This window comes from Actibacterium ureilyticum (assembly GCF_002285435.1).
GTDB lineage: Bacteria > Pseudomonadota > Alphaproteobacteria > Rhodobacterales > Rhodobacteraceae > Actibacterium_C > Actibacterium_C ureilyticum.
Map to the genome: position 1 here is coordinate 65,163 of NZ_NSBT01000043.1, position 19,351 is coordinate 84,513.

At 60.7% G+C, this 19,351-nt stretch carries 23 protein-coding genes; 6 read left to right on the top strand and 17 right to left on the bottom strand.

Annotation, left to right across the window (positions count from 1 at the left end):
* Positions 1-153: 153 nt before the first annotated feature.
* Both CLM60_RS20335 and CLM60_RS20340 read left to right on the top strand, forming a co-directional pair.
* Positions 154-615 carry a helix-turn-helix domain-containing protein gene (locus tag CLM60_RS20335; RefSeq protein WP_095590975.1) on the top strand — a complete coding sequence of 154 codons (462 nt, stop codon included), beginning with the start codon at positions 154-156 and terminating at the stop codon, positions 613-615.
* A complete protein-coding gene (locus CLM60_RS20340; protein WP_176473944.1) occupies positions 612-1,217 on the top strand; it encodes a mobile mystery protein B in 606 nt (201 codons plus the stop codon). The genes CLM60_RS20335 and CLM60_RS20340 overlap by 4 nt, the downstream gene beginning before the upstream one ends.
* A 3-nt stretch (positions 1,218-1,220) precedes the next feature.
* Here CLM60_RS20340 and CLM60_RS20345 read toward each other — a convergent pair whose 3' ends face one another.
* The 10 genes from CLM60_RS20345 to CLM60_RS20385 all read right to left on the bottom strand — a co-directional run bounded on the left by CLM60_RS20345 (position 1,221) and on the right by CLM60_RS20385 (position 7,947).
* Complete coding sequence (locus CLM60_RS20345; RefSeq protein WP_095590976.1) at positions 1,221-1,865, bottom strand: antitoxin of toxin-antitoxin stability system; 645 nt, start codon at positions 1,863-1,865, stop codon at positions 1,221-1,223.
* Positions 1,858-2,277 (bottom strand): hypothetical protein, encoded by a 420-nt coding sequence (locus CLM60_RS20350; RefSeq protein WP_095590977.1) that lies wholly within the window; start codon positions 2,275-2,277, stop codon positions 1,858-1,860. The genes CLM60_RS20345 and CLM60_RS20350 overlap by 8 nt, the downstream gene beginning before the upstream one ends.
* Positions 2,278-2,352: 75 nt before the next feature.
* Complete coding sequence (locus CLM60_RS20355; protein ID WP_095590978.1) at positions 2,353-2,550, bottom strand: hypothetical protein; 198 nt, start codon at positions 2,548-2,550, stop codon at positions 2,353-2,355.
* Between the two features lies 1 nt (position 2,551).
* Positions 2,552-2,929, bottom strand: a complete 378-nt coding sequence (locus CLM60_RS20360) for a DUF6915 family protein (protein WP_095590979.1) — start codon at positions 2,927-2,929, stop codon at positions 2,552-2,554.
* Between the two features lie 10 nt (positions 2,930-2,939).
* Positions 2,940-3,431 carry a DUF6878 family protein gene (locus tag CLM60_RS20365; protein ID WP_095590980.1) on the bottom strand — a complete coding sequence of 164 codons (492 nt, stop codon included), beginning with the start codon at positions 3,429-3,431 and terminating at the stop codon, positions 2,940-2,942.
* Between the two features lie 97 nt (positions 3,432-3,528).
* Entirely contained in the window at positions 3,529-4,047 is a 519-nt protein-coding gene (locus CLM60_RS20370; RefSeq protein WP_095590994.1) for a DNA repair protein RadC, read from the bottom strand.
* 110 nt (positions 4,048-4,157) lie between these two features.
* Positions 4,158-4,598: a JAB domain-containing protein gene (locus CLM60_RS20375; RefSeq protein WP_095590981.1), complete on the bottom strand. Its 441-nt coding sequence runs from the start codon at positions 4,596-4,598 to the stop codon at positions 4,158-4,160.
* 125 nt (positions 4,599-4,723) lie between these two features.
* Positions 4,724-5,923, bottom strand: coding sequence for a DUF932 domain-containing protein (locus CLM60_RS20380; RefSeq protein WP_095590995.1), 1,200 nt, complete (start codon positions 5,921-5,923; stop codon positions 4,724-4,726).
* A gap of 134 nt (positions 5,924-6,057) precedes the next feature.
* Positions 6,058-7,269, bottom strand: a complete 1,212-nt coding sequence (locus CLM60_RS20775; RefSeq protein ID WP_141246570.1) for a hypothetical protein — start codon at positions 7,267-7,269, stop codon at positions 6,058-6,060.
* 273 nt (positions 7,270-7,542) lie between these two features.
* Positions 7,543-7,947 carry a single-stranded DNA-binding protein gene (locus CLM60_RS20385; RefSeq protein ID WP_008335991.1) on the bottom strand — a complete coding sequence of 135 codons (405 nt, stop codon included), beginning with the start codon at positions 7,945-7,947 and terminating at the stop codon, positions 7,543-7,545.
* Between the two features lie 428 nt (positions 7,948-8,375).
* On the opposite strand from CLM60_RS20385, the gene CLM60_RS21265 reads away from it, so the two are divergent.
* The 3 genes from CLM60_RS21265 to CLM60_RS20395 all read left to right on the top strand — a co-directional run bounded on the left by CLM60_RS21265 (position 8,376) and on the right by CLM60_RS20395 (position 9,983).
* On the top strand, positions 8,376-8,516 hold the full coding sequence (locus CLM60_RS21265; RefSeq protein WP_245848553.1) for a hypothetical protein: 141 nt from the start codon (positions 8,376-8,378) through the stop codon (positions 8,514-8,516).
* An 18-nt stretch (positions 8,517-8,534) separates the two neighbouring features.
* Positions 8,535-8,696 carry an H-NS family nucleoid-associated regulatory protein gene (locus CLM60_RS21270; RefSeq protein ID WP_245848555.1) on the top strand — a complete coding sequence of 54 codons (162 nt, stop codon included), beginning with the start codon at positions 8,535-8,537 and terminating at the stop codon, positions 8,694-8,696.
* Between the two features lie 276 nt (positions 8,697-8,972).
* A complete protein-coding gene (locus tag CLM60_RS20395) occupies positions 8,973-9,983 on the top strand; it encodes a hypothetical protein (protein ID WP_095590982.1) in 1,011 nt (336 codons plus the stop codon).
* A gap of 232 nt (positions 9,984-10,215) precedes the next feature.
* On the opposite strand, the gene CLM60_RS21040 is transcribed toward CLM60_RS20395, so the two are convergent.
* The 7 genes from CLM60_RS21040 to CLM60_RS20430 all read right to left on the bottom strand — a co-directional run bounded on the left by CLM60_RS21040 (position 10,216) and on the right by CLM60_RS20430 (position 18,232).
* The gene (locus tag CLM60_RS21040) at positions 10,216-10,380 is read right to left on the bottom strand and encodes a hypothetical protein (protein ID WP_007803240.1); all 165 of its coding nucleotides are present in this window, start codon (positions 10,378-10,380) and stop codon (positions 10,216-10,218) included.
* A gap of 385 nt (positions 10,381-10,765) precedes the next feature.
* Entirely contained in the window at positions 10,766-11,239 is a 474-nt protein-coding gene (locus CLM60_RS20405; RefSeq protein WP_095590984.1) for a hypothetical protein, read from the bottom strand.
* A gap of 99 nt (positions 11,240-11,338) precedes the next feature.
* Entirely contained in the window at positions 11,339-13,504 is a 2,166-nt protein-coding gene (locus CLM60_RS20410) for a ParB/RepB/Spo0J family partition protein (RefSeq protein ID WP_095590985.1), read from the bottom strand.
* A gap of 180 nt (positions 13,505-13,684) precedes the next feature.
* Positions 13,685-14,896, bottom strand: a complete 1,212-nt coding sequence (repC, locus tag CLM60_RS20415; protein WP_095590986.1) for a plasmid replication protein RepC — start codon at positions 14,894-14,896, stop codon at positions 13,685-13,687.
* A gap of 213 nt (positions 14,897-15,109) precedes the next feature.
* Positions 15,110-16,039, bottom strand: coding sequence for a plasmid partitioning protein RepB (gene repB, locus CLM60_RS20420; protein ID WP_095590987.1), 930 nt, complete (start codon positions 16,037-16,039; stop codon positions 15,110-15,112).
* Complete coding sequence (repA, locus tag CLM60_RS20425; RefSeq protein ID WP_095590988.1) at positions 16,023-17,216, bottom strand: plasmid partitioning protein RepA; 1,194 nt, start codon at positions 17,214-17,216, stop codon at positions 16,023-16,025. The genes repB and repA overlap by 17 nt, the downstream gene beginning before the upstream one ends.
* A gap of 134 nt (positions 17,217-17,350) precedes the next feature.
* Positions 17,351-18,232, bottom strand: coding sequence for a recombinase family protein (locus CLM60_RS20430; protein ID WP_071974352.1), 882 nt, complete (start codon positions 18,230-18,232; stop codon positions 17,351-17,353).
* Between the two features lie 226 nt (positions 18,233-18,458).
* Here CLM60_RS20430 and CLM60_RS20435 point away from each other — a divergent pair.
* On the top strand, positions 18,459-19,351 hold an 893-nt coding region (locus tag CLM60_RS20435), incomplete at its 3' end, for a hypothetical protein (RefSeq protein WP_095590996.1).

Consider the following 19,351-nt stretch of genomic DNA (forward strand, 5'->3'; position numbering starts at 1 on the left):
GGCCATATCATGGCTTGGCAGAATTCACGGGTTCGCCAATCTACGATATTGCGTATTTAGCTGTTTTGCGTATCTGTAGTATTGCATTCTTAGATATTATGCCATATTATGGCATGGCATAACGTATGCGAATGCAAACTCTCAGGTTGGCAAATGTCCGTCTCCCGCGCGAAGCAACGTCAGGCCCAAGACAGGATCAACCAGGCCGCAAGCCTGGCAAAGTCGCTTGAAAAGCCATTCGGCGGCTGGATCGCCACATTTCAGGAGGCGATCGGAATGAACGCGCCCGCCCTCGCTGAACGTCTCGATGTCTCGCGCAACTCGATCTACGCGTCGATCCGGAATGAGCAGGCGGGAACGATCTCGCTGAACCAGCTCGAGAAGATCGCCGACGCCATGGGCGGACGTCTCGTCTATGCCATCGTCCCGCGCGAAGGCCCGGTCGAGGAGATCGTCCTCGCCCAAGCGCGCGCGAAAGCCCGCCGCATCATCCAGCGCACACGCGCGCATATGGCCCTCGAGGAGCAGAGCGAGGGCCTGCGGAGCGAAGAAGAGATGGTGGAGGAACTGGCCGCCGACATCATCCGCGAAGGCCGCCGGGATTTCTGGCAATGACGCTGGAGCTTCATGAACCCGCCGGGGCGACGCCCCTGACACCGGACGAGTTGCTTGACCTCAAGGCCAAGCACATCGCAACCCGCGGCGAATTGAACGAACTCGAAGGCGAAAACATCATCGCCGGCCTGACCTGGCTCGACCGTCGGCCCAAATCGTTCGATCTGCTGACCGATGCTGCCGTCCGTGAAATCCACAAGCGCCTTTTCGGCGAGGTCTGGGACTGGGCGGGTGCCTACCGCCTGACAGAGAAGAACATCGGCGTGCCGGTCTGGCACATCTCGACCGAGCTGCGCACCTGCCTCGATGACGCCCGGTACTGGCGTGACCATAGGAGCTTTGACCCGCTGGAAGCAACAGCGCGCCTGCATCACCGCCTGGTCTGGATCCATCCCTTCGCCAACGGCAACGGACGTTGGGCGCGGATCATGGCAGACGCCTACTTGGCGAAGATCGATCCGGATATTTTTCTCGACTGGTCCGGCGGCGGCACACTGAACGCAGACAGCGCGCACCGCGCTGCCTATATCGCGGCCTTGAGAGCAGCTGATCAGCACGACTTTGACGCTCTCGTGACGCTCGTCAGGTCAATCGCCCGATAGTTCTCACCCAATCCGCCGCCCGCTTTCCGTGAAGGTGTACCCGTTGATGATGATCCCCTCCTCGATGGCCTCGTCCGAGGTGAGGTGGTCGTATTCGGCCTCAAGCTGGCGGTAGAGCCAGCGGGCCAGATCTCGCAGCGCCTCGATTACGCCTTCTTCCGCGTCCTCGGTCGGCGGCTGCCAGGTCGGGCTGTCCCGCGTGACGTCCACCGACATGGTGTATTCATGGTAGTAGCGGCCACGGTGGCTGGCCTCGGCCTTGAGCTGGTAGAAGTTCCGCCGCTGAATGGCCTGCAGCCGGTCGGCGATGCCATGCAACGTCGCGTCGGCCGGGGCGTAGTCCCGGATGCGCGCGGCCGCGCCCTTGGAGTGGGACCAATAGCCCTCGTAGCAGGCACCGTCACCCTGGCTCCAGAAGCCAGAGAACCAGATGCTGGGCTTGGCCCGCGTCCCGCCGCCCATCAGGCGGACGGGGGAGGTCTTCAGGCGGATGCCGAGGATTTCGCAGACCCGCTCGAAATCTTCATAGACCGCGTCCCACCAGTCGTCGAGCGGCCCTAGGTCACGATACCAGCAGCGCGCCTTTTCCTTGGCCGCATCCGAGAGCTCGGGGAACTGGTAGACGGTGGTGCAGATGATCTCAGGCATCGACGTCCTCCCCGTTCAGCGCCGCGACCAACCATTCTTGCGTGCTGGACCAGCCGATGGATTTACGAGCGCCGAGATCGATGGCATACGCGCCACCGCCAAAGGCGTCGAGGCGCGGCCGGGAACAGGTCAGGGCATACTGAAACCCCCAGAGACCAGTGAGGTCGAGCTCTTCGGCGAGGCGCAGCACGAAGCGGATGACGGCTTCGACATCGCCGTGGTCGTCATCACGGATCCAGAGGCTGCTGCCCTCGGGGGCATCCTGGCGCGCGATGTCGAAGCCCGCGACCTCCGGGTCGTCAGCGTCCTGATCCGCAGCGCGGAGTTCCTGAAACAGCGCGATTGCACGGGCAGCCTTGTCGGGGCTGCCGACGTCGATCAGGCATGAGAAATGGGTGAAGTAATCCGCCATGGGGACCTCCTGAATGGGGAAAACCCGGCCGGGCGACCGGGCGTTGTGTTGGAATGAAGGGGTGGTTGGGGGCGATCAGCCGGTGGGACTGTCGCCCGCCGCCTGTCGCGCGGCATGCGCGCAGAGCATCTGCCTATAGAAGCGCTTGCGCGCCGTCCGGAAGGTGCGAACGGCGCGCGTGTCGGGATGCAGCGCCCGGACCGCCGCCCGCAGGACGGCGTAGGGCGAAGCCGTTTCGGGCAAGCCGAGGCGCTGATAGGCTGGATCGGTCATCTCAGGTGACCTCGACCACGGGCGAGGCGAGATGCGGATCGACCAGCGCCTCGATCTGTGCGGCCCGGCCCATCCAGGGTTCGGGCCGGATCGCCTTTACCCAGTCGGCGAAGCTCGGGATGAAGCCGAGGTCTTCCCTCACATGCTGTTCCCCGACCCACCGGGTCGGGATGATGCGCCCAGTCGAGAGCGTGAGAGTCTGACCAAAGATGGTCTCGGCCATGAAGATGCCCTCGGCATGGTGGCGCAGCGCCCGGTGCCGAAAATCGGCTGTGATCTCCTTGCTCTGGTCGAACCAGGAATGCACGGCGAGGAAATCCTCGACCGTGCCGCCCCATTTCTTCACCGAAGACAGGGCGTGGTGATACGGATGTGCCATCGCCGCCTCCTCAGAAATCGTGGGTGGTGAGTTCGGACGAGGTGAAGCGCTCGTTGAACTCGAGGTGGATGGTGCGAGCGCTCGCGTCGAAGCAGAACTCACCGTAGGCCCCGTCGTTGTTTTCCCAACCTCCATGGGTGTCAGACAGCAAGTCGTAGGCCAGTTGCTCCACGACATCTTCGAGCGAAAGCGCCCGCATCTCGACCTCCGGGTCGTCCCAGGTCAATGCGGCATAGGCGATCTGGGTCTTGGGGAAAGTGACTTCGGCGTCGCCAGAGTAGGCAGCGATACTCTCAACCTGACCGCTGTCGCCATACCCGTCGAAACACACAGTCACATGTGTGATGCCCGCGGCAGTCAGGCCATCGAAGAGGCGCTCCTTGTTGGCCGGACGCAAAGCTGCGATCCGCGCGTCACGCTCGGACTGCCGAGCCAGCACGGCGGCGAAATCAATCCTGGACGGCGCCATCGGCGCGGCCAAGGTGGGTTCGATCTTGGACATTGGAAACTCCGAAATGAGGGAAAGGATCTGAACCCCGAGGCTCTCTCTCGTCCTCCTAGGCTCACATCCTCCCCTGCCCTTCTCTGACTCTCGGGCGTCACGCCGCGATCTGCAGTGCGCGAGACGCGAAGACACGCCAGAGCGGATCGACAAGACGGGCATCGAGAACGTCGGCGTGGTGCCGTAGCCGTCGCGCGAGGCTATGTTCATGCCACTCGGCCGCCCGCATGGCCTGCGCGCGGGTCTGGCTGGCCTCGGACACGACGGCGCGGGCTTCGGCGGCATCCGAGACCGGGTGGCACCATGCGACCCCGCCATCATAGGTAGCGCCGGCCAGAACGAGGCGGCCCTCCCTATCGAGGATCGCCAGGATGCGCGGCGCGTCTTCAGGGGTGACATTTTCGACATGAACGATTGCCCCCTGCATGGCCTCGGCCAGCGTGGCAAACCGCTCCAGGACCTTGGGGTGTGCCTGCCCGGACATGAGAGCCGCGGGCGCATGGCAAGCCGTCGTAAGCGCAAACGGCAAGTCTTGATCTGCAAGAACGGTCAGGAAGCTCGGCGGCAAACCTGTCTTCTGTGTTTCCGGCTGAGTTTGGAGAGGAATGTCGAACATGGGCATATCTCCGACGGTGCGGAGAGCCTCTCTCCCCGCTTCAAACCGTCAAAGACCAAACCCCCGCCCTCTTCCTCGGAAGGGTGACGGCGGCAGGCTCGCAAGGCGCGTCACAGCTTGCCCTGGGCCCGCAGGCTCAGTTCCGTCCCGGCGCCGACGATGATGTGGTCATGCAGCGTCAGGCCGAAAAACTTACACCACTTCTGGATCTCCCCGGTCATGCTGAGATCGGCCTCCGACGGTGTCGGATCGCCCGACGGGTGGTTGTGGATCAGGATCAGCGCGCTGGCGTTCAGCATCAGCGCCCGCTTGATCACCTCGCGTGGATAGACCGGGACATGGTCGACCGTGCCGGTAGACAAAAGCTCATCAGCGATGATGCGGTTCTTGCGGTCGAGATAGAGGACATGGAAGCGCTCGATGGGACCTCGGACAGTCAGCGCACAATAGTCCATCAGCGCTTGCCAGCTGCCGATGACCGGGTTCTGGCTGAGGTAGCGGCCGAGGATGTCGCGTGCCTCGAGGATGACAGTTTGTTCCTGGGGGGTCATGGGGGTCTCGCTGAATTGCGCACACCGAAGTCCCCTGCCCTGTCGGGGCGGGGCCAGTGGCGTGCATGTGGAAGAGGAAAACGCGACCGCCGCGGATGCAGGCGGCCGCTGTGCCGGGCTTCGAGTCAGCCGACCCGGTCGAGGAGCTTCTTGGCGCGCCCTTCCATATCAAGGCGGGCATCCTGCTGAGTCTTGTCGCGCGCAAGCCGGGTAATGCCCTGTACGAAGTCGAAGATGCTCTCGGGCGGGCGACCTTCCTCCATCAGCACCTTCTCGATGATCTTGCCGGATTCGGCCTTCGAGAAACCCCGTTTGCGCAGGAAATCCGCGCGGTCTTCGTCGCTGCGCGCCACGACCTGCTGCCGCGCGGCATTGATGCCGTTCACGAAGCCCTGCGGCGAGGAATTGGCAAACCGCGTCAGCGCCGGAGCCGCCTCATGGGCGAAGCGCGAGGCGGCGTATTTCGAGTGGCGGATCTTGATCTCCTGGAAATCCTCGACGCCCCACAGGTTCCGGTTCTGACACACCGCCCGCAAGTAGAAGCTCGCCATGCCGAGGGTCTTTGCCCCCACCTCGGAGTTCCAGCAGTAGAATCCCCGGAAGTAGAGGTCTGGCGAGCCGTCCGCCAGCTTGCCCGCTTCGATCGGATTGCGATCGTCGACCAGGAACAAGAAGACATCGCGGTCCGAGGCGTAGAGCGTGGTCGTGTCGCGACTTATTTCGACATCGGGGTTGTAGACCCCGGTCGACCAATCCAGCACACCCGGTACCTTCCAGCGCGTGTCGCCCGTGCCATTGCCTGCGATGCGCTGCACAGCCTCGACAAGCTCGAAATCGTGGATGCGGCCATAGTCGGGGCCGGTCACGGCGCGCAGCTCGGTGCGGCCATCCTCGGTCTCGAAGGTCTTGACCTGCTCGGCGCGGTGGTTGGTCAGACCATATTGAAGGTTGATCCCCGCTAGCGGCGCGGGCAACTGCCGCAGGTAGGAGGCCGGGGCACCGACGATGCTGGCAAGCTGGCCGAACGCCCAATGCGTGGGCGCGACAGGCTCTTGCGCTTTCGGCAAGACCAGGTGCAGCCGCTCGGGGTTGTCGCGCGCCGCTTCGACGCGGATATCCGCCGTCTGCACCACGCGGCTGCGGCTGCGCTCAGAGCGACCCTTCACATTGGCCCAGAGATCGTCGAGCGAGAGATACCGCTCGTCATCCGGCCGGTTGAACCATTCGGACGACACCCGCCCGTTCCGCTCGCCCCGGCTTACATCCACTTTCCAGCCACCAGCCCGCGCCGGCTGAACCGGATCCAGAACTTCCACAACGCCCATCGGCATTCCTCCGTGACAGGCGCTGGGAGCCACTCTCCCAGCCTTCAACCTGTCACCGGGAAACCGGCACTCCTTTCACTCTCGAAAGATGCTTAGAAGGCAGAAATGCGGACAATCGTAGTTCCGGGCAATCATCAGCCGTCGTCGTCTTTTCTGGAAACCCGCCCAAGTCTTGAGAGCATACGTGCCCACTCATCTACATCGGTGGAGAGCCGAGCTGCGGGTTCGGAACGTGGTTTGTGGGTTTTTTTGGCTGATTGCGAAACCGAATTGCCAGACAGGGTTCCAGATGAACGTGGGCGCTTCTTGGCGCGTGCATGTGGTTGCGGTTTCCGAGCCTTCTGAGGTTTGCTACCTGCGGTTCGTTTCTTTTGCCTAACCGGTTTTTCTTGGGAGACGCCGGATAGGGCAATCAGAAAAAAGGCAAGGCGGGGAGTCCAAGGCGAACCATCAGCAGTCACACGGCCTGTTTCATTCAAATAGTGAGAAACAAGTTTGGGCCCCACGATCCCCTTCTTGGCGAAATCTTCGAGTACGGAACGTAGTGTTCCTGACACTTTGGCAGTTCCGCCGCTTCCTGACCCAAAGTGCCTCCTCTCGGATGGCAAAATCTCTGAAACATCACCGGGAATTATGCTAGGGTCGATATCCTTTTCCAGCGCTTCGAAGTCGACCAGCCGATCCCCGTTGACAACGGTAGTATCTTCAAGTGACTGCGGGTGGAGAAATGAGAACGTCTCTTTACGGCGACTGACAAGGTCACCTTCAACCAAAAGCGGCTGGTCACAGTAGATGAAAAAACAATATTTCTGATGATTTTGGCTTGAAAGGTCTTCAACGTGTACTTCCATCCCGAAGTCGGCAAAGTGGACTTCAACCACCACCGCAAGCTTCCAGGAATCTCGTCTCTTTTTCCGACCTACAGGTAGTATTCTCTGGTCGATCTTTTGTTCGGCACTGAGAATATCTTTGATTTCAGCAACTGGTCTTCTGGAGGGGCGAGCACGCACAGAGCCAGAGGCGGGGCGCCCGTTGTCCGTGCAAGGGTGCTTTGCCCAAGGCTTTCCGAGTTCATCAAAGAAGACACGACTACCGTTTTCATTGGCATAAAAATAGACGGGCTGGCCGCAGACTGGGCAGGATGCATTGGGATTAACGAAGCAGCGAGAGTAGCTTGTTGCGCCGTAGCCTTTCAGCGTCTGCGTCGCTTGGTGCTTTTCATACTCGGAATAGGCCGGCCGAAGTGGCTTTATTACTGGCGCAGCGTTGGCGCCTCCACCGTTTCGGTTGCCGCCGCCAACGCACCACCCGCATGTGCACCAAGGGTAATGATTGTGTCCGGTCAATTTGGCACCAATATTCCAATACTAGTTGCAGTGAATTGTCTCAATAACGCACATTTCTGTAGTCCCCTTCCCCAGTTTCTATCAGCCTGGAATCTTCTATCAAGGCGACGTAGCCTTCCACCAAGTCCAATGTTTGGCTTGGGCTGCGAAGCGGACGAATGCGCGTGCAGTTACATCCGTCCCGGCGAGGGCACTTTGTGCTCTAAGCCGCTTCGCGGCAATCCCGCAAACCCGGCGGTCTAACCCGCCGGGCTCGAGGGGAGACCCCGTTCCTCAGAACGGGATCTCGTCGTCGCGGTCGACCAGCTCGGGGTTTTCGTTCTCAGCCGACTTCGGTCGGCTCAGGAAGTCGACCTTCTCGGCGATGATCTCGCAGCCGTAGCGATCGTTCCCCATGCTGTCGATCCATTTGGTGTAGTGGATGCGGCCGTGGACGAGGACCTTCATGCCCTTTTCGCAGTGCTCAGCGACCGTCTTGCCGAGACCGTTGAAGCAGGTGATGCGGTGCCATTCGGTGTCCATGACCCGGTAGCCGTTCTCGTCGCGCATCACACGGCCTTCCGAGAGGCGGGGACGCGAGGTGGCGAGGCTGAAGTTGGTGATCTTGGTGCCGCTCTGGGTGGTGCGGACTTCGGGGGTCTGACCGATGTTGCCGGCGAGGATGACGATGTTCTGCATGATAAGCTCCTGTGTTTCCTGTCTTCGGGACCGTCCCTTCGACAAGACCCTGAAAAAGCCCGTCGGGCGACGCGTGCACGGTGGACAGCATGGACACCGGACACCCCCAGAGGACCGGGGTGGAGCGGGCAGGACGCCAACGGCGGCCAACACGGCCCGGACTGACGCGGGGTTGCGCGCAGGAGACCAAACGGGATTAGGGGATTGTCAGTCGAAGGGATGACCCAGGAGACAGAAAGATGCGGGGAGCCCATGCCAGACCATGTCCCCTTGCCCATCGGGACTGCTTTACCCCAAGCCCAGCACGCCGCTAGCGGCCAAAGTGGCGATCACCAGTTCTCGCCCCCCTGCCCTTGCCTGCTAGGAAATGCAGGGCCCTGCCGCGACATGCTATAGATACCGGAACATTCAAGACCCGGCACGCACCAATGGCTGATTACAATCTCGCGGCACTGTCGCTCGGCGAGCTGACGAAAATTCAGGAGGACGTCGCCAAGGCGATCTCCACCCATAAAGATTGGCAGAAGGCAGAAGCCCGCGCCTTAGATGAAGCTCTTGCCCAGAACTAGGGCTACTACCTCGCCGAAATTGTCTGCTCCAAAACGAAAACAGCGCATTCGCCAGAAACGGCGAGATACCAGCATTCTGAGCATCCAGCACCCACCTGGTCTGGCCGACGTCGCAAACCGCAGTGGTTCGTGAAGGCGTTGGTGGTCGGCAACATCGCAAGTGAGGCAGCAATACGTTGAGGGAATTAGCGCCGCGATGGCCCCTTTTCTGACATCCGCGCGGGGAACTGCTGGTTATCAGTTTCTGTGCGTCTTACCTGACCAAGGCAGCGCCACAACTGGCCGCTTGCCCGCGCCTGCTGGCCATCGTCCACCGGAGCGAACCTCCCGAAACCCTCTATATTTGAAATGACTGGAGCGTACTGCTCGGAGAAAATGAGCAAGCGATGCCTCGGCGTTTGACAGGATGGCCGGGCCGGGCAAACCTCACTTCATTGAGGGAATAGGTAGGGTTGTATGTTAAACGAAAATGCATATCGGGACAGCGTCCGAGAGAGGGACCTGGACAACTTTCTGGTCGAAGAGCTTTCGTCCTCCGACGACTTTCGCGACTGGCTTCTGAGCCGCATCACGGCTGATTTCCTGCCGCCGGAGACCGGAGATATTCGCGTGCGCAAGAGCCCTGTCCGCGCCAGCCTCGACGGTCGGCAAACCGATGTAGAGTTGGGCTGGTTCTCCCGCGGCGCTCAGCAAGCCTGTGTGCTACTGGAGAGCAAGGTCGCCGACAACTTCCAAACCGGCCAAGCCGAGTCATATTTCGGCGAGGTCCAGGCGCAGCTACTCAAGCTGGGGCCTAAGAGGGCGGCCGCCGTGCTCGTCGCCCCGGCCGGTAAGATGCCAAGCTTACAGCACAACGGCGCGTTCGCGGCAGATGTCACGATCGAGGAGATCATCGCTTTCCTGGAAAGCCGGCTCGTGGATCTCGACGAAGGGGAGCTGTCTCGGCGGCTATCAGTGAGGATCGAACTCCTGGAGGCCCTGGCCGGGAAACGGGCGTCGGGTGGCTGGGTGGCGAGCACCGTGGCCGAGAAGAAGGACTTCGGGATCGCCTACGAGCAGTTGGCATCGGAAATCCTGCCCGATTTGAAGGTTCGGCCTTCGACTGATGGCCCCAAGGCGACCACACGCATCTTCGAAGCAATGCATATCCCGGCGCTTCCCAACATGAGGCTACGGCACGAATTTGGAAAACAAGAAGCCTGGAAGTACACTAACGTCCAGTTCCCGAAGCAGGCAAATCGAGTCGCGGTGTTGCGTTCAAGCGCGCTGCTGCGGGGGACCTCTTATCAAGTGGAAACCGCAGGGCAGAGCCTCTCCATTCGCGCCAGGACGCCCGGCGTGAACCCGATGCGCCCCTTCGAGGACGAACAAGACAAGGTCGAGGCGGGTCTCATCGCGACCCGGGACCTTTTGGCATGGGTCCGGGCCAATGCGGCCGAGATCGCGCGCCTTCTTGAGACCAACTGAGCCGTCTCCACCGTCGCTTGGTCAGTCGTTTTCGCGCAAACGCTCGACATAGGAGGGGACACGAACGATGGAGAGGTCACGATGGAAGGCAATGCGATCAGGGAGCATCACGGTTCACACCGGGTCGCATACCGACGTTCTTAGGATCGGCATCGCCGATCTTTTTGTCGGTGATAGGACAAGGGGCGCACCTGCTCCGCGCACGGGGCCCAAAGGAGGTGAGGCCAAGGCCTCACCCGAAGGGATCGTATTCCGAGACGATCACGACCTCGTCTCCGTCGATTTCATCGGCGGGGACGGCACCGAAGGTTCCATCACCGGCCTGGAAGACGACGATCGAGACCATGAGCGTGGCGGCGAGGGAGGCGGCGAAGGCGTGTGCATCTTTGCGGGACATCTGTTTGGCTCCTGCTTGGAGGCGGAGGACCATCCCCCGCGCGACAGGACCCCGCGGGCCCGAAGACTGGCTGACATCACCGGGTGCGTTCGGCTCGTCCGAATCCACCCGGCGGCACGGGCTCGCCCGTAGTCCGACCCCTCGCGGGTTGATCTCGAAGACGGGATTCGGGGCAAGGAAGGGAATGGCGAGCGGGGGATGGTGCGACCGCTGACTGGAGCCTGGTGTTTCGCTGATGCTATCGCTGCCAGCCTCCCGGGCAGGCTCTTGGGTGAAGATCTCTTTCCGTGATGGATTGGATCCTATGGTGCCCCGCGATCTCACAGGACAGAGTTGTGATGGGTGAGAGGCCCGAGCTTGGGCGGGCCCCTTGGGTTTTACAGGCTCAGGCGGCAAGTTCCGCGTCCCCTGCCCTACCGGCATCTTCTTCGCCGACAATCTCCAGCCGCGCGTTGCGATAGCCTTCCCTGGCGATCCAGAGCTCGGCGGCCGTGAGGGACTCGGCCAAATGCAGCAGCTCCGTGCAGCCGCCGAAATCCAGCAGGACACGCACCTGCCCGGGCTGTGGTACCTCAGCCACCTCGAAGGTCAACGCACTGTCAGCCGAATGCGTTCGCATGATGGTGACGAGAATGACCCCGTCCGAGGAGAAGTTCCCCTCGTGCAGCGTAAACGACGCCGGCGCCGTCCAGGTCGGATAGGGTCGTGGCGGCTCCTTCTTGACGAGACGGCCAACGCCGTTCGAGCGCTCCCAGGCCGCGAGTTTCTTCGTGAACCGCGCAGGCGGTTTCGGACTGTTGTCGGTGTAGCGAATGAGCGCGCCCAGGGGCGCGGTGTCGAGAATGGTGGTTGCAGACATGATTCCTCATCCTGAACGCGTCATTTTGCATTCATCATATTGATATTGTTGTCTTTTATGTGATTGAGGGCGGGGAAACCCGCCCTCGGATGGCGCGGATCACTCCGCAGCCATCATCGATGCATCATCACCCGGCAGGTCAGCCGTGAGGAAGGCGGGAAGGTCGACATCCTCGGCCTGGCCGGGGTCGGAAACGGGCTCAGGCGCCCCCTGCCCTTCCGCGTCGTCGAGTGCTGCAAGATCGTGACGACGAAGAGCCTCCGGCAACCAGCCGCTGCCTTTCAGCAGACGCTCAGCTTCGGTCGCCATCTCGCCCTTCTTCAGGTGATCGAGGAGTTGCGCTGTCCCCTCCCCTTTCGCCTCGCGCACGGCCTCGAGGATCCGGGCCTTGGGCACGCGGTTCAGGTAGGTATCGACCGTCGGCTCCCAACCCGCCTCGACCATGTCGAGATCGACCGCCTGTGCGACCAAGTCGGACTGGGTCATCCGCCTGGTTAGACCGCTGGCGGAGATACCGGCACCATAGGGGTTCACCTTCTCATGGAGCGCGTTGATCCCGAAGCTGAGGCAATGCGCGAGCAGCGACAGCCGGCTCCCTTGATCAAGGGAGGTCAGGTAGTCCCAGAGCGCGGCATCGTCGCCGAGCGGCAAGTCGGCCTCCCACTCCGCATGGCGATCGTCCACCAGCTTGGCCACCACGCTGTCCTTCAGATCGCTCGCCTGCGCCGACATGTAGACGTGACGGACCGAAGCCTCGAGGCAGCTGCCGGCCGAACTGGATGTCCGGAAGGTGTCGTTGACGAGCTTCAGGAGCAGCAGCGTCAGGGCGACGTCGGGAGAACGCCCGACAGCTTCCCGCAGTGCCAATGTCCGGTGCGCCGTCAACTCCATGACCAGCCGTTCGGGCAACGGCTTCAACGCACCATCATCCTCGTCGTCGGGCACGTTGGCACCAAGCGCCTGACCGGCAGAGGTGATCACCGTGCCGTGGCCGACACCATCCGTGCTGCTCGCAGATGAAAGCTCAGCGCCCTGGTCTGCCACCTGTTCACCTCTGTGGACGTCGACATCTGCCCGTGGCTCATCCTCGGGCCGCATAAAGCCGCGATAAACTGCAAGCTCGCCATAGCGATCAAGCGTCACGAAAGCCCCTGCCCGCGCGATCTCCTCCGCGTCGAAGATCAGCGGCCGCGCCTCGAGCTTCTCCATCGCGACTTCCAAGTCGCCAAGACGCGCGTCGATCTCTTCGGGGAATTCATCCTGGCCCTCGTATTCCTCCTCGAGCGCCCGGTACTCGGCAAGCAGCTTGGCATGGGCCGCACCTTCGTCATCCGTCATCGGCGCCGGGTCTCCGCTCAGCCGCCGCAAACCGTGGCTGTAGCCATAGGGCAGGTCGAGCGAGACCTCGATCCATTTCCAACCTTCGGTCGCGATGGCTTCGGCTTCGGCCTGAAGCTTCTCGCTGACCAGACGATCGAGCAGGGCAGGGTCTTCCAGCCAGCCGCCGTCATCGCCCTGGAAGAGGTCATGCAACATGGTGCCGCCCGCCGCCTCGTAGGCCCCGACGCCGACATAGACAGCGCGCCGGTCCGATGCCCGCACCGAGGTTTCCGTCAGCATCCGCCGGATCTGATAGGGCTCCTTGTTCCACGAAGACTTGATCGCCTCCCAGACCTGAACCTGACGCTCGTGATCCGGATTGACCGTGAAGGCCATCAGCTGCTCCAGCGTCATCTCGTCCTCGGCGTAGAGCTCGAGCAGGACAGGGGCCACGGCGGCGAGTTTCAGGCGCTGTTTCACCACCTGCGGCGTGACGAAGAAGGCGGCTGCGATCTCTTCATCGCCTTGACCCTTCTCCCGCAAAGCAACGAAGGCGCGGAACTGGTCGAGCGGGTGCAGGGCTGCACGCTGCATGTTCTCAGCGAGCGAGTCGTCTTCGGCGAGGATCGCGGAAGCGGCATCCCGTACGATGCAGGGGATGGGCGTCGTCTTGGCCAGACGCTTCTGCTTCACCAGGAGCGAGAGTGCTTGGAAGCGCCGGCCGCCAGCTGGGATTTCGAACTTGCCGGTCTCGGACCCATCATCCGCCAGAACGGGCCGAACGCTCAGGCTCTGCAGCAACCCGCGGCGGGCGATGTCTTCGGCCAGTTCCTCGACCGAGATGCCGGCCTTGATGCGCCGGACGTTGGACTGGCTTAGCACGAGCTTGTCGAAGGGAATGTCCCGGGACGGGGACAGGGTGACTTTCTGGGCAGATTTCGCCATCAGATCTTCTCCACGACGGGCGCCGGAAGCCACTCTTCCGATCTCACTTCCCGTCACCCCTCCAACCAACAAACCTTTCTCTCTCCTGTTCTGACACTCCCGAGACAGGACCTTAACAGCTGTTAAGTCGTCAGTCCTGAGGTGGCGGAACAGTACGCAGTCTCTCAAACTTAACAGCTGTTAAGCTGCAGATCGTCGTCCAATCAATGCCATGACCATCGGCCCACAGGAAAACTCACCGGCCACAGCCTTGGCAGTCAGAGCTCGCAAGTATCCACCAGGCGATCTGATGTCCTCAAAGCGTTCCAGCATGGCAGAAACGACGATCGACGCTTGCTCCGGACCCATGAACCGCTGCGCTTCTTCCCATGCAGATGCACTGATCCCCATGGCTGGTCGCACATGGCATGCCGCATCGAAAAGCTGGTGCCAATGCCGGATTTCGCCTTGGTAGAAGGTCTTGAGCGAGGGACATGCCGCGATCACCAGGTGCAGCGGGATCTTTGGCAGGTGTCTTGTGTCGTGTTCATCGACGTCAGCCACGGGCTCATCCCTGTCCACATCTGGCACGCCGGCCGCCGCCCCGCTTTTTTCTAAAGCAGGTTCAAGATCTATAGATTCTTTATTTGAATTATGATGGTGACGCTCAGATCGAGCATCATTGGTGTTCATTTCTTCTGTTTCAGAGCCATCAATGATGTTGCGTGCCTGATCAAGGAGAGCTTCAAGATCGGCTCGATAGGCCGCGAGGTCCTCAATTGAAAGCTTGCGGCGAAGCGCGCGCGCTGTGAGGATAGCCTTGTCACGAAGTTGGTCCCAGATGCCTAGGCCTGGCTGCATCTCGTCTCCGAACTCCGCGAGGGCCGCGAGATCACGCCGCATGAGGCTTACAACCTCTCTCAGACGCCTGACGCGCTCCTCAGCCTCACGTACGGCCTCTGCGGCCCGTGCTATCTCCTCGGACTGGCAGTAGAGCGGGGAAAGATCGAAGCCAAAGGCGACGCGCTCTTCGCCGTGCTTGCGGACGTAGCGCTTTCCATTAGGGCTATCACGCCGCTGGAGCAAACCAGCCTCGACAAGACGCGCGAGGTGACGACGCATAGTGGAGCAGGGCATACCATTCAGGCGCTCACAGATCGCCTTGTTCGAGGGGAAGACTACCATCTCGGCGTTCCCGCCAAGTGCATCGTCTGGAAAGAAGCTGAGGAGCCCCTGCAAAACAGTCAAATCACGTTCTGACACGCCAAAGGCCGCTTGCGCCTTGGAGAGCTCGCGCAGGAGTTCCCACTTGTTGACGGGTCTGCCCGGAACAGATGCCTCGGGTCGCTTGATCACGCGCAGATGGGCGTGCGAGATCGGCCGCATAAACGGCGAAATCGGTGTGTACTCCATGAAAACGTTCACGAAGGCAAAATTTCTACGGCCCGCGAATCGCTTTGCGCTTGCGGGGTAGGGGCCAGAACGCTACATTCAGAAGTGCGAAAACTGAGATTTTGTAGCGGGCTGATCCCGGTGCGAAACCTTACAAAGGTCTCGTGAAGCTAGCTTCTCGGGGCCTTTTTCTTTTTGCCTGTATCGTGCCTCCTTCTTGTTGGTTGCTCTTCCTCAGTCTCCTGAACGCTTCCAGCGCTCATGAAGCTCGGTAATCAGCTTTGGGGCATTGCCCTCCAACCAGCTGATAAAATCAGGTTCATCCGTAGTCAGATCGAGTTTAAGCTGCTTGCCTTGGCGGCCGGTCTTGACCGTCGCAGCTCCGACACCGGGGATCGCCAAAGCAGGCACGCCCTTTCTAGACGGGTTTGCTTTCTTCTCTGGGCTCTTCGCAGCTGCCAGAACTGCGAGAAACGCACGCTCAGAAACCTCATCGACCGAGCCGGAACTTTCGGACTTGGCTGCATGAGCTACGGCTTGCAGTTGGTCTCGATCACCGTCGTAGGCACCCAAGGCCTTTTTGAGCTCTTCCCATCTCGGGCGACCAATCCCGGGAGCCGCACCAATTGCCTGGATGAGATCCTCGCCGACCGTCCGAACGACACTCAAGAGTTGTGAAACCCCAGCTTCGTGGAGGTTAAGGACTTCGGCGACACCTCGATTGGTGCGCTCAGCCCCTTCCAAATGGTCACCGTCCAGAAGCGCCGTCGCAACAAGCGCACGTTCAATAAAGCTCAGATCACGACGCTCTTGGTTCTCGAGAAGCTGATCTCGAAGCGCTTGATCACCATCAACTTCCGTGACGATGGCTCGAACTTTGATACCGAGCTCGCGACATGCTTCTAGGCGCCTGCGGCCATAGATCAGGTTGTAGCGATCGCCTTCCAGTGGGCGGACCAAGACAGGCACACGCTGACCGTTCTTGGAGATAGAGTTCTTCAGGCCCTCAACTTCAATCTGAAGCCTGTCATCCAATCGTCCTTCGGTAATAATCTGCGCCGGATCGATCTCAAATACACCGCCACGCAGTCGGCGCCCTTCAAGAGCGTCAGGAGCGTTGCGAAGGGTCTGAAGCGGCAGGCCAAGTTTAGGCTTTCTTGCCATTCCGCCCCCATGTGTTCTGGATGATTTCAGCGATCTCATCGTTCACTGCGTTCATGGATTCGATCGCACGATCAAACGTCTGACGCGTGAAGTCCTTCTTGTCAGCTTCGTAGAGCGTTTGCTTGGTCAAGCCGGCATCAGAAATTGCGGTCGATTCAACCATGTGATTGGTCAGGACCGACCTCCCGAACAGTCCGCGAATGAAAGCGATGACTTCGGTTTGTGGCGCGTCGCCGACTTTGTATCGCGTTGGCAAAAAGCGCAGCCAATCGAAGCGCAGATTTGCGCCTGCATCCCTGATCACTCCCAGGAGATCCGCGGTCATTCGCAGGAATTGGGACATCGACATGAGGTCAAGCATCTGCGGGTGAACCGTCACGAGGACACCCGAGGACGCGGAAAGTGCTGACATCGTCAAGAAACCAAGCTGCGGCGGGCAGTCGATCACAACAACGTCGTAGTTCGCTTCAACACTATCGAGTGCGTCATGAACTCTCGCGAAGAACGCTTTCGCTCCGCCTCGCTGGATAGCAGCAGGCGTCTCGTGCTCGAACTCCATGAGTTCAAGGTTGCCCGGGATAAGGTCAAGGCCGCGGATGTAGGTCTTGCGGATCACTTCGGCGATCGGAACCGGATCGTCATAGCGAACGGCATCATAGAGGGTTCCGCCCTCCATAAGGTCGAGTTCTGGCTGGATCCCGTGAAGAGCCGAAAGAGATGCTTGGGGGTCGAGATCGATCGCAAGAACCCTGTACCCCTTGAGCGCCAAGCGCTGAGCGAGGTGAGCAGACGTCGTCGTTTTGCCGGACCCGCCCTTGAAGTTCACCACTGAAATAACTTGAAGCTCGTCATCGTCGCGACGCCCGGGCACGTAAGTTCCAGACTTTTTTGCGTTTCCTTCAAGCGTCTGCCGGATTTCCCAGATATCGTCGAGCGTATAGCGACGATGACTTCCAGCCGTCGTCTCAACGTCAACGATCTTTCCTTCTCGATGAAGCTTCCGAAGATAGGTATGGTCGACGCCAAGGAGCTCAGCAGCTTCGCCGCTGGTCAAAGTGCGCATCACCTTCTTTGCATCCGGAGGGAAGTGTGCGGCGCGCTGAGCATGCAGGTTCGACGCGAGAAGTTCCGCGTAGTGCCCGATGGCGATGTCTAGATCCTGCTCTACTTCGCTCATGTCTGCCCCGATCCGTGGGCGCGTTTTTTATGTGACCGCGCGTTATTTTTCGAGACTATTGCCCGACCAACCAGATTCGTGCAAGCACTTTCTAGATTTAGTGGCAATCGGTTAGGCCAACACAAGTGTGATCCTCAGAGGAGCCCCAGCTTTTCAGCACGCTCCAGCAGCATTCTGACTGAGGAAGGCTGCCAGCTGGTGCGACCGCGAGGGGTGCGCTCACGCATGGATTCCAGTCGGTCGCAGATTGCCTGCAAGGTGATCTCGGGGTCAGCACCTTTGATTGCGGCGACAATCGCAGGCAGGCGATCGTCGGTTTCGCGACGTCCAGCGCGTCCAAGCACTTCAGCGGGCAGGAATCCGTCCGCCACGTATGCCTTCACGGCGCGGAGCAGGCGGCTTTGCGTCCAGCGCCGATCATGGGGCAGGGGGCCATTGATGATCCGCAGGACGTCTTCCCAAGCCATATCGGGGCGCAAACGGCGCACATGGGGCACCCAATCCTGCGCAGTTTCGTTCAAGCGCTCCATGTAGCCGTCCTGTCGCGCCAGCCGCACCTTGCGCAGCGCTTCAGGGTCCTTGGCGCGAAGACCTGGGTTGCCGCCGACGCGGCCCTTTGAGCGTGCCGAGGCAAGTCCGGCTTTGGTACGCTCGCGGATCAGAGCGCGTTCGAACTCAGCCGCAGCGCCCAGAACCTGCAACGTGAACTTGCCCTGGGGCGAGGCAGTGTCGATCGGGTCCTGGAGCGAGCGGAAGAACGCCCCCTTGCCCTCCAGTCTTTCGATCACCTCAAGTAGGTGCGACAAAGACCGCGCAAGCCGGTCGATCCGCACGACGACCAGCGTGTCGCCCTTGCCAATCCGCTCCAGCACACGTGCAAGCACGGGCCGCGCGCGATTGCCGCCCGAGGCGTGCTCTTCAAAGATCTCGGCGCATCCCGCAGACTGCAGTGCCTCAGACTGGGGCAGGGGGGTCTGATCCTCGGTGGAGACGCGCGCATAACCAATCAGGGGCATGAAACCGGGCCGTTTGCAATTCAATATATCGCCAATAAACGACCGTTTGTAAGCGAATGCAAGTAAGTGTTCTCTCGTCGTGCTTGTCCAAAAACCCTTGGTTTCCATGCGCTGAGCGCGATCTGAGAGGTTTCACCGGCAATCGCGCGCGCATACTATATAAAGAGCAAAGGCAACCGCCACAAAATCACTTGGGTAATGTGCAAAAGAACAGTATTTTGCACATATGAAACCTCAAGCATCCGCTTTGACTGATGATTTCGATGATCCCCTCATCACCATCGAGGAGGATGAAGAGACTCACGAAGAGGATCTCTGGTTTCTGCCGGGACCACTCGAGGAAGAACCGGATGATTTGCCTCCTGGGCCACGTGCGGAACCGCCCGACACTGCTGTCATCGAAGACTGGGCAAAGGCAGAAAGCGTTCACGCTGCGCGACTGGCACAGGTCTCTGGACGTCTGGGTGCTCTGGATGACCGGCTGCTGCGCGGCCCGGAAGGCTGGCGGCATCGCCTCGCTTTGATCGAGGCAGCGAACCTCAGCTGGTTCGCAGGGGATCGGGTGAGTTCTGATCGTCTGGCGCTCTGGATATCGATGCGGCTCTCGGGCGCACAGGATGACCCAAATGCCCTTGCAAGAGTTGGATGGGCTGTTCGGCGCCTGACAGGCGGTCCCGGACCGAAGGCTGACTTAGCCGCCTTCCTGGATCGCCGCGATCCCGAGAACATTGAAGACAGCGCTGAGCGCTTCGAAGATCGTGCGGGCGGATGGCTGGAAGTAATGACAGCCGCAGCCGAGTTCCACCCAATCACCCGAGCTTGCATGGGCTTTCATCTCTGGAGTCTAGCGGGCCTCGGACAACACGGCGACCAGATCGAAGCCGCCGTCACCGCGTCCAGGATCGCGGCCTGCGACGGAAGCGGCGCCGTCTTCGCGCCGCTGGCTATGGGCGGGGCAGGGGGGCTGCGTGTTTCGGGCTTGCCGCCCGAACGTTTGGCCCGCTGGTTGGATGGGATGAACAGCGCAATTCTAACGGCGATGCGTCATCTAGATGGTACCCAAACATGGAGTGTTCGGGCGGAAGGAGCCATGTCTCAGCTTTCGGGCAGAACTCCGGC